Genomic DNA, 13,692 nt, shown 5'->3' on the forward strand with positions numbered 1-13,692 from the left:
GGGTCTTCACGACGAAGCCTTCGTCCGTGGCCGTGCAGCGCCTTGGCGACCTGAACCAGGGGCCCGGGTTCAGCTGCTGGCCGGGGCTGCGGCGTACTCCTCGTCGGTGACGGGGTCCAGCCAGTGCACGACGTCGTGGTCGTCGTCGCCCTCGTTGATGGCTAGGTGGACCATCAGCCGGTTCGCCGCGGCACCGTGCCAGTGCTCCTCCTCAGCCTCGAAGAGGACGCGATCGCCGGGCCGGATGACTTCCACCGGACCGCCCCGGCGCTGGCACAGGCCGACGCCCTCGGTGACGAAGACGGTCTGGCCCAAGGGGTGACGGTGCCAGTGGGTGCGCGCGCCCGGCATGAAGTGCACCAGGTTGGCGGTGACCCGGGAGGGGGCGGGGGCCGCGGCGACGGCGTCGATGTAGACGTCGCCGGTGAACCAGTCGGTCGGCCCCTCGGCGGTGTCGATCGAGCTGCGGGTGATCCGCACGGATGCTCCTCTTTCGGTTGGCGGGGCAGGTCAGGGGGTGAGGAGGGTCTTGATGGCGCGGCGTTCGTCCATGGCCTTGTAGCCTTCGGCGACCTGGTCGAGGGGGAGGGTGAGGTCGAAGACCTTGCCCGGGTCGATCGCGCCGGTGAGGACGCGGTCGATCAGGTCGGGAAGGTAGCGGCGTACGGGGGCGGGGCCGCCGCGCAGGCCGACGTGGGAGAAGAACAGTTCCTGCCCGTCGACGGCGACCTCGTGGGGGACGCCGACGAAGCCGACGTTGCCACCCGGGCGGGCCGACTGGAGGGCCTGCTGCATGGACTGGGCGGTGCCGACGCACTCCAGGACGCTGTCCGCGCCGATCCCGCCGGTCATCTCCTTGATCCGGGCCACGCCTTCCTCGCCGCGCTCGGCGACGATGTCGGTCGCGCCGAACTCCCGGGCGAGCTTCTGCCGGCTCTCGTGGCGGGACATGGCGATGATCCGCTCCGCGCCCATTTCCTTCGCGGCGATCACCGCGCACAGGCCCACCGCGCCGTCACCGACCACCACGGCGGTCGAGCCGGGCTTGACCTCGGCGGCCTCCGCTGCCCACCAGCCGGTGCCCATCACGTCCGAGACCGCCAGCAATCCCGGCCAGAACCGCTGGTCCGGCACACCGTCGGTGGCCACCAGGGTGCCTTGCGCGTTGGGAATGCGGACATAGTCGGCCTGGCAGGTGGACATGAACTCGCGGTTCAAGCAGTTCGACTGGAACCCGTTGCGGCAGTTCGCACAGGTGTTGTCGGAAGTCGCGAACGAGCCGATCACGAACTGGCCTGGCTTGACCGAGGTGACCTCGGACCCGACCTCCTCCACGAAGCCGACGTACTCGTGGCCCATTGGATGGGCGTGCTCCGTCGGTTCCGCCCCCCGGTACGGCCACAGGTCCGACCCGCACACACAGGTCACCGCCGTGCGGATGACCGCATCGGTCGGATTCTCGATCTTGGGGTCCTTCATAGTCTCGAAGCGGATGTCGCCGGGAGCGTGAATCACAGCACCACGCATGAGAGGTTCCTTTGCGTTACCGGGTACAGGGTGCGCACTCGAATCAGGGTGGGCGGACCACCCGGGCCGGGCACGGGGCTCCGCCGTTCTCGCTGTGATGGCGAGGAGGCGAAGCACCACGCCTTCCAGGTAACCCCCGCTTCACGCGCGGAGCGAGTCACTGACAAGGGGTGTACTGCCAGTACATCCCTATGGCCGCGTGCGGGACGTACCGTCGAAGGCATGGACAACCGTGAGGAGGTCCGCGAGTTCCTCACCTCGCGGCGCGCAAAGATCACCCCTGACCAGGCCGGACTGCCTTCCGGGTCCCGGCGCAGGGTGCCGGGCCTGCGCCGCAGCGAGGTCGCGGCCCTGGCCGACATGAGCGTGGAGTACTACTCGAAACTGGAGCGCGGCAACCTCGCCGGCGTCTCCCCGGCCGTCCTCGAAGCCCTCGCCCGCGCCCTGCAACTCGATGACGCCGAGCGTGCCCACATGGTGAACCTGGCCCAGGCCGCCGACGGCTCCGACGCCCTCACCCGCCCCCGCCACCGTGCCGCCACCCGGCAGTGGGCACCGCACCGCAGCCGGCAATGGACCCTGGACGCGATCACCGCGGGACCGGCGTTCGTCCGCAACGGCAGGATGGACATCCTCGCCGCCAATCAGCTCTTCCGTGCCTTCTACACCGACGTCTACGCCACGCCCGGCAACCGGCAGAACCTGGCCCGCTTCACCTTCCTCGACCCCGCCTCCCGCCGCTTCTACCCGGGCTGGGACTCCTTCGCCGACATCACCGTCGCCATCGTGCGCGCGGAAGCAGGCCGCAACCCTCACGACAAGGACCTTCACGACCTGGTTGGGGAGCTGTGCACCCGCAGTGACGAGTTCCGTACCCGGTGGGGGGCGCACAACGTCCGCCACCATGGCACCGGCACCAAGCACTTCCACCACCACGCCGTCGGCGGCCTCTCCCTGGCCTTCGAGGGCCTGGAGATGGCCGCTGCTCCCGGCCTCACCCTCACCATCTACACCGCCGAGCCCGGCTCGCCCTCCGAAGAGGGACTGCGCCTCCTCGCCACCTGGGCCGCCACTCAGGAAGCCGACCCGGATGCAGAGCGATCTGCAGCCAACTGACCGCGACGGCGCCAAGCCGGCCAGGGGGCGGTGCACAGACCTTCCACTCCCCGTGGGACCTGCGTGGCGCTTTCAGTAGCCGCGGGGCCCAGGCCGGCGCGGATCTCGCCGGCCGGGTCGACTGGTCGATGATCGGGGTGGACAGTGCGCTGGCCGGCGCGCCGACTGAGGTCCTGGGGGCGAATGGGACCTCGTCGGCGTCGGCATGAGCGGTGCGGCGATGTCAGCAGGGACGCATCAGCGGCCTTGCCCCTCCATCAGGCGCTCCGAGATGGTCGTTGCCGCCTGCTTGATGGCCAGGACGGCGTGCTCGACATCGACGTCACGCCGCTCCTTCTCGTCCCAGGCCGTTCCCACGCTTCCCAGGGCTGTCTTCTGGTCGGTGAGGATCGGTGCCGCGACACCATAGACACCGGGGTTGAATTCGCCCACGGTCAAGGAGTAGCCGTCTTTCTTGATTTTGCCCAGGTTCGCCCGGAAGGTGCTCCAGTTGTTGCCCAGTCCGGCATTCTCGATTTCGTCATGTTGGCGCGGGTAGATGGCCTTGAGACGGTGATGAGGGAGATGCGCCAGGATGACCTTCGAGATCGCTCCCTGGAACAACGGGCGCCGCTGACCGCGACTGAACCTGTTTTCGGGACTGTTCGGAGCGCGGCACTCACCGACGCACAAGACCGAATCCCGGTACACGGTGCACAGCAGAGCCGAGTGCCCGATCTTGTCCACCAGCTCCTCGAGTACCCCGTGACTGGCCAGGAGCAGTGGGTCCGTGAGGCGCATCTGCAGGTCCATCTCGATGATGCGCGGGCCTAGCGTGTAATGGCCACTGTGCACGGCATTGAGCAGTCCCGCCTCGTGCAGAGTCTTGATGTAGCGATATCCCGTCGACCTTGAGGTCTCCAGAGCTTCGATGATGGCATTGGTCGACCACACCGGCTCGGTTTCGCTGAACAGCTCCAGGATTTGGAGCATCTTGGCCAGGCTCGCACTGCCTTGAGTCGTTGCTGCTGTCACCATTGGATTATATCCCACAATGTGAGATGTGGTCAAAGGTGGCTGACGTTGCACGGATCGTAGGACGACAGGAGGCGGGCTCGGGCACCAAAGCCCACCGACTTCTGCCTCGTCATGGATATCCGGAAACCCATTCGGTAGGAAGGGGTTGTGCACCCGTGCGTTTGTCGATCTTATTGATGGCGCCGTCATGGGTCGCGCGACGGGCGCCTGCTCGCTGCTGTTGTTCAGTGCCCTGCCGGTACGGGTTCAGGGGGTGTTGTGGCCGGCCGCTTGGATGAGCCGGTACCACTCGCTGCGGGACATGGGGATGTCGGAGCCTGCGGCGGCGTCGAGGATGCGCTGGGGTTGGGTGGTGCCGAGTACGACTTGGATGCCGGCGGGGTGGCGGGTGATCCATGCGACGGCGATCGCGGTCGGCGTGACGTCGTATTTGGCGGCGAGGTGGTCCAGCTCGGTGTTCAGTTCCGGGTGGTTCTCGGAGCCGAGGAAGACGCCGTCCTGGAAGCCTTTCTGGAATGGGCTCCACGCCTGGAGGGTGATCTTGTTGATCCGGGCGTGGTCGACGAGTCCGCCGCCGTCGCGGGTGATTGAGTCGTCGAATCCGGCCATGTTGGACGACAGGCCTTGCGCGATGAGCGTGGAGTGGGTGATCGACAGCTGAACCTGGTTGGCGACGATCGGCTGGGTGACAGCGGTTTTCAGCAGGTCGATCTGGCGCGGGGTGTGGTTGGACACCCCGAATGCGCGTACCTTGCCGCTGGTCTCGAGGTGGTCGAACGCGCGCGCGACTTCCTCGGGCTCGACGAGTGCGTCGGGACGGTGCAGGAGCAGCACGTCGAGGTAGTCGGTGCCCAGTGCCTGCAGTGACTTCTCCGCGGAGGTCACGATGTGCTCGTAGGACTGGTCGTAGCCCCACGGGTCGGCGATGATGCCGGTCTTCGTCTGCAGGGTGATCTGTTCGCGCTCCGACGCGCTCAGTTGCAGCGCCTCGGCGAACCGGCGCTCGCACAGATGCGGTCCGCCGCCAGGATGCTTGAACCCGTACAGATCGGCGTGATCGAAGAAGTCGATGCCCGACTCGCGGGCGGCCGTGTACAGGGCGCGGATCTGCTCGTCGCTGTCGCCCGCGATCCGCATCATGCCCGCGACGACGTTGGGGACCTGGGTGTCGGTGGTTCCGAACGGGACGGTCTTCATGGATCCCTCTCGTGGAGTTCGTGTCAGCCGCTATGGCCTCGACAGGGGTGGATGGTGAGAGCTGATGCTGCCCGGGGGCTCCGGTCCGAAGTGGCCCGGAGGGATCAGGCTGCGGCCTCGGATGGAGCAGTGAGGTCACACTCGGGGGACTGCCATGTACTTGTACTCAAGGAATTCCTCGATGCCCACACGGCCGCCCTCGCGGCCGAGCCCCGAGGCCTTGATGCCGCCGAAGGGCGCGGCGGGGTTGGACACGACGCCGGTATTCAAGCCGACCATGCCGACCTCAAGGGCCTCGCTCACCCGGAAGCCGCGGTCCACGTCCTGCGTGAACAGGTAGCCCGCCAGGCCCCACGGGGTCTCGTTGGCCATGCGGATGGCCTCCCCTTCCGTGTCGAACGGGATGATGGGAGCCACCGGGCCGAAGATCTCCGTGGTCAGGAGGTCCGCCTGCACCGAAACGTCTGAGAGGACGGTCGGGGAGTAGAAGTAGCCCGCACGCTCCGGCCGGCTGCCGCCGCATACGACCTTCGCGCCCTTGCCGACGGCGTCGTCGACGAGTTCCTGCACCTTCCGCAGGGCCTTCTCCTCGACGAGCGGCCCGACCTCGGTGCCCGGCTCCAGGCCGTCGCCGACCGCCAGCGCGCCCAGGCGTGCCGCGAGACGGCGGGCGAACTCCTCGGCGACGGGCCGCTGGACGAAGATCCGGTTCGCGGCGGTACAGGCCTCGCCCATGTTGCGCATCTTCGCCGCGAACGCACCTTCGACGGCGCGGTCGAGGTCTGCGTCCTCGAAGACGATGAGGGGTGCGTTGCCGCCGAGTTCCATCGACGAGCGCATGACGTGCTGGGCCGCCTGCTCGAGCAGGCGGACGCCGACCTCGGTGGAACCCGTGAAGCTGATCTTGCGGGCGACGCCGCTCGACATCCACGGGGAGACCACCGAGGACGCCTTGGTCGTACACACGATGTTGAGGACACCTGCGGGCAGTCCGGCCTCAACCAGGATGTCTGCGAGCGCCAGGGACGACAGTGGGGTGAGGGCGGCGGGCTTGAACACGATTGTGCAGCCGGCCGCGATGGCAGGCCCGATCTTGCGCGTACCCATAGCGAGCGGGAAGTTCCACGGGGTCACGAGCACACATGGGCCGACGGGTTCGCGTGAGACGAGGATGCGGTTCTTCCCGTCGCCCGTCGTCGTTACGTCGCCGCTGATGCGGACGGCTTCCTCGGAGAACCAGCGGAAGAACTCGGCGGCGTACGCTACCTCACCCTTCGCTTCGGCGAGTGGCTTGCCCATCTCCGCGGTCATGATGAGGGCAAGATCGTCCTGCCGCGCCATGAGAAGGTCGTAGGCGCGGCGCAGGATCTCTCCGCGCTCACGGGGGGCGGTCCTGGCCCATTCGCTCTGTACCCGCCCTGCGGTTCTGATCGCACGCAAGGCGTCCTCAGGGCCGCCGTCGGCCACGGTCGCGATGACTTCCTCGGTGGCCGGATTCACTACATTGAAGCGGCCGCCGGACGCCGCGTCGGCCCACTGTCCGTCGATGAAGATGCCGGTGCTGACCCTGGCGAGGGCTTCGCGTGCCCGCTCGGAGATGCCGGGGGCGCTGACGTTGCTGGTCATGACAGTCCTTCAGTTCCCTGTGTGTGCGGTCTCTGGTGGTAGAAGCCGGAAGCGGCTGCCGTGTTCGTGCTTGGCGAGAGCGCCGGCCCGAACTGACACGAGCCGATACGCCGCCGCACATGCCGCTTGAGCCCCGTGCTGCTGCGTATCGGCTCAGAAGTCGCCCGGCGCCGTATGCAGGAAGGCGGTCGCGACCGGCATGGAGCCCTCGGTGGCCAGGAGTCCATACCCGGCCAGGGACCGTACTGCGTGCGGCGGGTGGCCACCCCGCCCGCGGACTGGAACAGGGTGAGCCCCCTCCGCGACTTGGGCCGATTCAGGCCGTCTGCTGCTGAAGCACACGCACAGCGTCCTCCGCCCCGCTGCGAGGGCTGGAGAGCACGGGCTTGCCGACGGCTTCGGCGATCACCGGGGCCAGTCGTGCCATCGATGCCTGGGCCAGCACGATCGCGTCGACCTCCGCCGCGAGCGCCCGTGCGCCGTCCAGCACCATCGCGTCGTGGCGATCGCGGTCGCCGGACATCAGCACGGAGAAGGCTCCCTCGGAGAGCGCCTCCTTGACGGTTATGTCGCGACCTGCCGCCTGTGCCTTCTCCTTGACGAGGGAGCAGGTCGGCGGCAGCGTCGTGGGGACCGTGGCCAGGACGCCGATGGTGTCCGCGGTCTCGACCGCCGATGCGGTCATGGCGTCATCGATCTTGACGATCGGGACGGAGACCAGACGGCGGGCTACGTCGATGGCCGGGCCTAGCGAGGAGCAGGCGGAGAAGATGACGTCGGCCCCTGCGGCCTCCGCGGCCTGTGCCAGGTGCACCATGCGCTGCGTGCTGGCGGATGAGATCTCACCATCGCGCATCACGGTTGCGAGCACGTCGCTGTCGACGAAGTGCAGGACCTTGGCGTCCGGCGCGAGTTCCGCGAGGTAGTCGTTGATGACCGGCTCGACGTTGACGAACACCAGGCTGGTGTGCAGAACGGCAATAGAGGGAGTGGCGGACATGGTGGCTCCTTACAGAGGGTGATGCTTTGGCTCCGTGCAGGACGGCACAAGAGCGGGGAACGGACGAATGGCACGTGCTGCGCGCAACGTGCAGGTCGGTGACTGTCGGGTCTGCCAGTCAGTGATGGGCCTTCCTAGGAAGCAGTTGCGGGCGGCGGCCAGGGAGGCTGAGCTGAGGTCAGGTGTTTCCCTCATGGGCGTGCGGGCTCAGTCGGCCGATGACCTCCAGAGCGGCGTCCCGAACCGCGTCACGGCCTGCCGCCCACAGGGAGACGACGTCGGAGCCGGGCAGCGCGGACGGGAGGGTCGCACGGACCGCCTCAAGGTAGGCGCGGCGCAATTCGGCGTTGACGTTGACCTTGGCGACGCCCCGGGCGAGGGCGCCGTGCAGTTCCTCGACGGGCAGACCGCTGGCGCCGTGCAGGACGAGGGGGACCGGTACGGTCTCGTGGATCTCGGCCAGCCGACCGAGGGCCAGGTGGACCGGGTCCTTGGTGAAGCCATGGACGTTGCCGACGGCGACGGCGAGCGCGTCCACGCCCGTCGCGGTCACGAACTCGCCTGCTTGCCGCGGATCGGTCATCGCTGCGGCCTGCGCGACGGCGTCGGTGGAGACGTCCTCGTCGCCCGGCAAGGCACCGAGCTCGGCCTCCACCCAGGCGCCGTGGTCACGAGCCCGCCGGACCGCCTCCTTCGTCAACGCGATGTTCTCGGTGAACGGCAGATGTGAGCCGTCGACCATGACGGAGGTGTAGCCCGCCTCAAGACAGGCGGTGATCTCGTCCAGATCCCGGCTGTGATCGAGGTGCACCCCGAGGCGGGCTCCGGAGCGTCCGGCCGCGTCCAGCGCCAGCCGCATCAGAGCGTCGCGCCCGGCGTGCTTGAAGGGGCTGGAACCCGCCTGGATGAGGACGGGCCGACCGGAGGCCTCGGCGGCGGCGGTGATGCCCTGCACCGTCTCCAGGTTGTAGGCGACGAACCCGGGGAGGGCCCGGCCGGAGGCCGCGGCCTCCTTGAGGGCATCGGTTCCGTGCAGCAGCATCAGGCACTCCTCAGCAGGTCGATGGCGTCGGCGAGCGCGTCGACGCCCCCGACGTTCCCGGCAAAAACGATGTAGGGGATGCCGGCGGCGGGGCCGTCTACGGGCTCCCAGAGCGAGACGATTCCGGGGAGCAGCGTGCCGCGTGCCCAGGCGCGGCGGATTTCCAGGCCGTGGGTGGCGGTGTCGCTGGAGGTGATGCCGCCCTTGGCGACGACAAAGGCGGGTCGCCGGGTGGCGTTGACCTGACGCACGGCCTCCACGAGCGCGGCGGAGACCCGGCGGGAGATGGACAGGCTGTCGTCCGCGTCTGCACCCGTCACCAGCGTGCGGGAGGTGCTGATCACGGCGTCCGCGGAGTTGAGCGCCTCGGCTGCCGCCGTCGCGATCTCGGCGATGTGCGCGTCACGCCGTTCTTCGTCGAGCAGGAGGGACACGTCCAACTCGAACTCGACGATCCCGCCCCGCTCCCGCAGTTGGCCCAACTGCTGTGTCGTCAGCGCGACATGAGACCCCACGACGATGAGGCCGTGTGGTGCGTCGCCGCGCAGTGGGCGCAGTTCCGCCGGCGTGAGCGGTGCCCGGCCCGCCTGTCCTGCACGAGCCCTGACGAAGGACGGCCCGACCCGGTACAGCAGCCGCGTACCGTTACCCTCCGCATGGGCGAGGGCCAGGGCGAGCACCCGAAGATCGTCGTCGCATACCGCGTCGACCACGGCTGTCCGTGCGCCGTGCAGCGAGGACAGCAACCGTGCTGTGTGCTCAGGTCCGCCGCTGCGCAGGTCGTCCAGGGTGATGCGCAGGACCTCGTCCGCGGGTACCCGGCCTTGGGTCTTCTCCTCGACCCATTCGGGCAGCGAGGAACTGCGGTAGCCGAAGGTGGCATCGCGGGCGAACTCGCTTTCGCCGACTGGCAGCAGCCCATCGGGCGTGCGCATCCAATGGCGGGAGTTCACGGTCAGGCGGCCCGCCTCGATGTAAGCGGGAACCAGTACCACTCCGTCCGGGGCCCCGGCGCCCAGCTCGGTCAACTCTTCGGCGAGGACATCGGTCTCCAGCGGGAAGTGGCCGCGCAGCGTCGAGTCTCCCCGGCTGGCCAGGACATAACCGATGCCCTCGGCCGCCGACGCCGCGTGCAGGGCGCGGACCACCTCGCGATTGCGGGCGGCGGCGTCCTCAGGAGACAGGCTGCGGGTGTTGGTGAGCACATAGAAGACGGCGCTGTCCTGGCGCAGCCCCCAACGCAGGTCGTCCACCGTCCAGGAAGTCAGGACAGGCACGTCGGCGACCGTCTGGGTGCCGGTCGGATCGTCGTCGAGGACGACGAGGCGGGGGTCGGCGGATATGCGGGCGGCCACTTCCGCGGCGTTCACCTTGCGGACTGGAGGGAGCTCTTCCAGTACGTCGGCCTCGCGGACGTGCCCCTGCTGGGCGTGGGCGGGGTGAGACATGGCGAATTCCTGGCCTGTTGGGAGTAGTTGAGGGAGAGCTGGAGTCTGAGGGCGCACTCGATCAGGCCGGTGCGCAGTTCGTCTGCGGTCTGGTCCATGTGGCGATCCACGCCGCCCGTCGGCTTCGGGGCTGCTGGCCCACAGCAGGGCCAGTCCTAGGGTGTGCGCAGCACGGGGCCTGGGCGTGAGGGACGCCCACGGGGCAACGCGTCGCCGTGGCAGCGTGTTGCCCCGTATCGGCTCAGAACGTGTGCAGCACCATGCGCAGAAACTCGGCCGGCTCGACGGCTTCGACCGGTACCGGACCTTCGTTGGCCAGGAATTCGTACCCCGTCTCGGGCCCGTACTCCGTGCCGCCGGCGGTCACCCTGCCCTTGGTCTGGAACAGGATCTCGATGGAGTTGAACTGGCCCGCCTGGTAGACCGCGCCGGCGTCCAGGCGCAGGAACCCGATGCGCAGGTCGCGTTCCGTGAAGCGACCCAGCCACTTCTCCTCGATGCCCGCGTCGTCGCCCTTCTGCCAGTCGTAGGCTTCCGGGTCCATCGCGATGACATCGGTGTAGCGCGGAGCCGCGAATCGAAGCGCGCCGCCCGTGGCGTGCTCGAAGATCGCTTCTGAGCCGTCCTTGCTCTGGGCCACGCCGTTGTCGTCGGTGTAGTGGTACAGGCCCTTCTTGAACTCACCGACCTTGTTCAGCTCGGCGTTCACCGCCTCGCGCCGCGCGACGCTCAGGTAGCCCTGGCCGCTCGCGCCCCCGCACTGCAACACCATGGTGCGCAGACCCTCGGCGCGCTCCTGGGGGCCGTAGTGGACGCTCTCGGGGAAGTATCCGACCCAGCCCTCCTTCAGCACCTCGGTCTCGGTGTAGGGCAGCTCGCCCTGGACGACGTAGCGGATCTGGTCGAAGTTGTGCCTGTGGCGCGGCGTCCGCCAGCCGCCGCCGCCCGTCAGTCCCATGTTCAGGTCGAAATTGTTGGGCGAGTCGTCCTCACCGAACAGCAGGTGCTTCTGGTCGAGCTTTCCCTCACGCATGGTGCCGACCTGCTCGACGTCGGTATCGGATGCCTTGCCTACACGCATGTTTGCTCCTCAATGGATTCGGTGTCACCCCGCGGTGAGAACCGGCGAGGGTGCACGGGCTGCCCGGTGGGCCTGCTGGAGAGCAGGGCGGGCCGCCGACATCGTTGACGATATCCCACATGGCGGGATACTGTCCATGGGTCAACGGGGTGCTCCCCCGGTTCTCACGGGTGGTGATCACGTCGTTCGGAGGCGTCACCCCCTCTCATCAGCGGTGCATTTCGTGCCGCATTCCCATCGCGAAGCGCGACGCCAGGAGGACTGATCCATGACGACCCCACCCCTGACCCACACCCCGCATGACTCCGGAGTGCCGGCGTCGGCACGCGATTTCAGCGTGGAGGGACGGGTGGTGATCGTGACCGGCTCCGCCCAGGGCATCGGCCGGGAGCTGGCGCGCCAGTTCGCGGCGGCGGGGGCCCTTGCCGTGGTGGCCGACCTCGACCTGGGCAAGGCCGAGGCCGTCGTCAAGGAGATCCATGACGCCGGCGGGACGGGCCTGGCCGTCCAGGTCGACGTGGCCGACGAATCGTCGGTGACAGCCATGGTCGACACCGTCATCGACGGGTGGGGCCGGATCGACGTACTGATAAACAACGCATCGATCTTCGCGGCTATCGCGAAGGGGCCATTCGACGAGATCCCCTTGGCCCAGTGGGAGCAGGTGCTGAAGGTCAACGTCACCGGAAGCTACCTGTGCGTGCGAGCGGTGGCTGCGCACATGCGCGCGGCGGGCTTCGGCCGGATCATCAACGTCTCGTCAGACGCGGTGACCCGAGGCACCGCCAACTACCTGCACTACGTCACCTCGAAGTCGGCCCTGATCGGCATGACCAACTCCTTGGCGCGCGAGTTGGGCGGCCACGGGATCACCGTGAACTGCGTTCGCCCCGGCTCGGTCGCCACGGAGGTCGAGCGCACCGTCAACCCCACCGTCGAGGTCCGTCAGCGCGCGGCGGCACTGCAGTGCATCCCGCGCGGCATGGTGCCCACCGACCTGGTCGGCGTCATGTTCTTCCTGGCCACACCAGCCTCAGCGTTCATCACCGGCCAGACGATCGCCTGCGACGGCGGCTACACCCACAGCAACTGACCACCATCAGACAAGCAATACGCAGGTTGAGGAGGCCTCGCTCATGAGGCAGTACCCGCACCTCTACATCGACGGTCAGTGGACCGAACCGATCGAGCCGCGCGAAGTCGAGCTCATCGATCCCACCCGCGAGGAGGCCTTTGCCCGGGTGGCTCTAGGCAGTGCCGCGGACGCGGAGCGCGCGGTCGCCGCGGCCCGGCGCGCGTTCGACAGCTTCTCGGTCACGTCGGTGGACGAGCGGATAGCGTTGATCGACCGCGTCATCGACGCCTACGAGTCGCACATCGATGAGTTCTCCGAGCTGATCGCGCGCGAAGTCGGTATTCCCGTAGCCAATCGCGCCCAGGTCACGGGCCCGGCTCAACACATGCGGGTGGCCCGTGACCTATTGCGCGAGTACCCCTTCGAGTCTCGGATCGGTGGCGCCGTTGTCCGCCGCGAACCGATCGGCGTATGCGCGCTGATCTCCCCGTGGAACTGGCCGGTCCAGACCGGTGTGATCAAGCTGATCTACGCTCTGGCCGCCGGGTGCACCATCGTCGCGAAGCCCAGCATCAACTCCGCCGCCAGCGGAGCGCTCCTGGCCCAAGTGCTGCACGAGGCCGACGTGCCTCCGGGCGTGTTCAACCTGGTCAACGGCAGGGGGCGCGATGTGGGCGACACGCTCTCCCGTCACCCGGACGTGGACATGATCTCCTTCACCGGGTCCACCGGTGCCGGTAAGCAGGTCGGAGCCGCCGCCGCAGACACCGTGAAACGGGTCTGCCTCGAACTGGGCGGTAAGTCGGCCAACATCGTGCTGCCCGACGCCGACCTCGAACGTGCAGCGCGCTGGAACATCCAACGCTGCTTCTTCAACGCCGGCCAGTCCTGCCACGCCCCCAGCCGCATGCTGGTGCACGCAAGCCAGGTGGATCAGGTCGTGCCGTTCCTGGTCGACGAGGCGCAGCGATTCCGCCTGGGCGACCCGCTCGAGAATTCGACGACGATGGGCCCGGTCGTCAGCGCCGCCCAGTACAAGTCCATTCGCGAGCTTATCCAGAGCGGTCTCGACGAAGGTGCTCACCTCGCCACCGGTGGCGTCGAGCGCCCCGACGGCCTGGACCAGGGTTATTTCGTCCGGCCCACGGTGCTCACCGGAGTCACCCCTGACATGAGGATCGCCCGGGAGGAGGTCTTCGGCCCTGTCCTGGCCGTCCTGTCCTACCGCGATGAGGACGAGGCCCTGCGTATCGCCAACGACTCGATCTACGGGCTCGGCGGCTTCGTCTTCGGCGGTGACCGTACGAAGTCCCGCCACGTGGTGAACGGCCTGCGAGCCGGACGTATCAGCTACAACGGCGCGGCCACCGATTCGTACACGCCCATGGGTGGATACAAGCAGTCCGGCATCGGCCGCTCCATGGGCCGGTTCGGGCTCGAAGAGTATCTCGAGGTCAAGTCTGTGTACGGGTTCGAGGACGAGGTGCAGGCGCTGCCGCCTCTCTTCGGCTGAGACACCCACCGCTGTGTCTTCAGCTGATGCCGCAAGTCGGCGGAGACACC

12 protein-coding genes are annotated in these 13,692 nt (G+C 68.0%); 3 read left to right on the plus strand and 9 right to left on the minus strand.

From position 1 onward, the window contains the following. Nucleotides 1–69: 69 nt before the first annotated feature. Nucleotides 70–480 carry a cupin domain-containing protein gene (locus OG379_RS35070; RefSeq protein WP_405667212.1) on the minus strand — a complete coding sequence of 137 codons (411 nt, stop codon included), beginning with the start codon at nt 478–480 and terminating at the stop codon, nt 70–72. Nucleotides 481–510: 30 nt separating this feature from the next. Next, nucleotides 511–1,527 carry a zinc-dependent alcohol dehydrogenase family protein gene (locus tag OG379_RS35075; RefSeq protein WP_405667214.1) on the minus strand — a complete coding sequence of 339 codons (1,017 nt, stop codon included), beginning with the start codon at nt 1,525–1,527 and terminating at the stop codon, nt 511–513. A gap of 222 nt (nt 1,528–1,749) precedes the next feature. Here OG379_RS35075 and OG379_RS35080 point away from each other — a divergent pair, with 222 nt between their 5' ends. Then, nucleotides 1,750–2,643, plus strand: a complete 894-nt coding sequence (locus OG379_RS35080; protein WP_405667216.1) for a helix-turn-helix transcriptional regulator — start codon at nt 1,750–1,752, stop codon at nt 2,641–2,643. Nucleotides 2,644–2,880: 237 nt separating this feature from the next. Here OG379_RS35080 and OG379_RS35085 read toward each other — a convergent pair whose 3' ends face one another. The 7 genes from OG379_RS35085 to OG379_RS35115 form a co-directional block, all read right to left on the minus strand. Then, entirely contained in the window at nt 2,881–3,657 is a 777-nt protein-coding gene (locus OG379_RS35085; RefSeq protein ID WP_405667217.1) for an IclR family transcriptional regulator, read from the minus strand. Between the two features lie 249 nt (nt 3,658–3,906). Continuing rightward, a complete protein-coding gene (locus OG379_RS35090; protein ID WP_405667198.1) occupies nt 3,907–4,857 on the minus strand; it encodes an aldo/keto reductase family oxidoreductase in 951 nt (316 codons plus the stop codon). 135 nt (nt 4,858–4,992) lie between these two features. Then, a complete protein-coding gene (locus OG379_RS35095; RefSeq protein ID WP_405667218.1) occupies nt 4,993–6,483 on the minus strand; it encodes an NAD-dependent succinate-semialdehyde dehydrogenase in 1,491 nt (496 codons plus the stop codon). Nucleotides 6,484–6,799: 316 nt separating this feature from the next. Then, nucleotides 6,800–7,483 carry an aspartate/glutamate racemase family protein gene (locus OG379_RS35100; RefSeq protein WP_405667219.1) on the minus strand — a complete coding sequence of 228 codons (684 nt, stop codon included), beginning with the start codon at nt 7,481–7,483 and terminating at the stop codon, nt 6,800–6,802. Nucleotides 7,484–7,661: 178 nt separating this feature from the next. Continuing rightward, nucleotides 7,662–8,525 carry a class II fructose-bisphosphate aldolase gene (locus OG379_RS35105; RefSeq protein WP_405667220.1) on the minus strand — a complete coding sequence of 288 codons (864 nt, stop codon included), beginning with the start codon at nt 8,523–8,525 and terminating at the stop codon, nt 7,662–7,664. Next, a complete protein-coding gene (locus tag OG379_RS35110; protein ID WP_405667222.1) occupies nt 8,525–9,973 on the minus strand; it encodes a four-carbon acid sugar kinase family protein in 1,449 nt (482 codons plus the stop codon). Before OG379_RS35110 ends, OG379_RS35105 begins: the two co-directional genes overlap by 1 nt. Before the next feature lie 241 nt (nt 9,974–10,214). Next, nucleotides 10,215–11,054, minus strand: coding sequence for a hypothetical protein (locus OG379_RS35115; RefSeq protein ID WP_405667223.1), 840 nt, complete (start codon nt 11,052–11,054; stop codon nt 10,215–10,217). A gap of 268 nt (nt 11,055–11,322) precedes the next feature. Here OG379_RS35115 and OG379_RS35120 point away from each other — a divergent pair, with 268 nt between their 5' ends. Further along, nucleotides 11,323–12,147 (plus strand): SDR family NAD(P)-dependent oxidoreductase, encoded by an 825-nt coding sequence (locus tag OG379_RS35120; protein ID WP_405667225.1) that lies wholly within the window; start codon nt 11,323–11,325, stop codon nt 12,145–12,147. A gap of 43 nt (nt 12,148–12,190) precedes the next feature. After that, on the plus strand, nt 12,191–13,642 hold the full coding sequence (locus OG379_RS35125) for an aldehyde dehydrogenase family protein (RefSeq protein ID WP_405667227.1): 1,452 nt from the start codon (nt 12,191–12,193) through the stop codon (nt 13,640–13,642). Nucleotides 13,643–13,692: the final 50 nt, after the last annotated feature.

The organism is Streptomyces sp. NBC_01166 (genome assembly GCF_045039765.1).
Taxonomy (GTDB): Bacteria; Actinomycetota; Actinomycetes; order Streptomycetales; family Streptomycetaceae; genus Streptomyces.

Coding starts and splice junctions, on each gene's coding strand:
- OG379_RS35125 (WP_405667227.1), top strand. CDS start 12,191: ATGAGGCAGTACCCGCACCTCTACATCGACGGTCAGTGGACCGAACCG.
- OG379_RS35120 (WP_405667225.1), top strand. CDS start 11,323: ATGACGACCCCACCCCTGACCCACACCCCGCATGACTCCGGAGTGCCG.
- OG379_RS35110 (WP_405667222.1), bottom strand. CDS start 9,973: ATGTCTCACCCCGCCCACGCCCAGCAGGGGCACGTCCGCGAGGCCGAC.
- OG379_RS35075 (WP_405667214.1), bottom strand. CDS start 1,527: ATGCGTGGTGCTGTGATTCACGCTCCCGGCGACATCCGCTTCGAGACT.
- OG379_RS35100 (WP_405667219.1), bottom strand. CDS start 7,483: ATGTCCGCCACTCCCTCTATTGCCGTTCTGCACACCAGCCTGGTGTTC.
- OG379_RS35115 (WP_405667223.1), bottom strand. CDS start 11,054: ATGCGTGTAGGCAAGGCATCCGATACCGACGTCGAGCAGGTCGGCACC.
- OG379_RS35080 (WP_405667216.1), top strand. CDS start 1,750: ATGGACAACCGTGAGGAGGTCCGCGAGTTCCTCACCTCGCGGCGCGCA.
- OG379_RS35095 (WP_405667218.1), bottom strand. CDS start 6,483: ATGACCAGCAACGTCAGCGCCCCCGGCATCTCCGAGCGGGCACGCGAA.
- OG379_RS35090 (WP_405667198.1), bottom strand. CDS start 4,857: ATGAAGACCGTCCCGTTCGGAACCACCGACACCCAGGTCCCCAACGTC.
- OG379_RS35105 (WP_405667220.1), bottom strand. CDS start 8,525: ATGCTGCTGCACGGAACCGATGCCCTCAAGGAGGCCGCGGCCTCCGGC.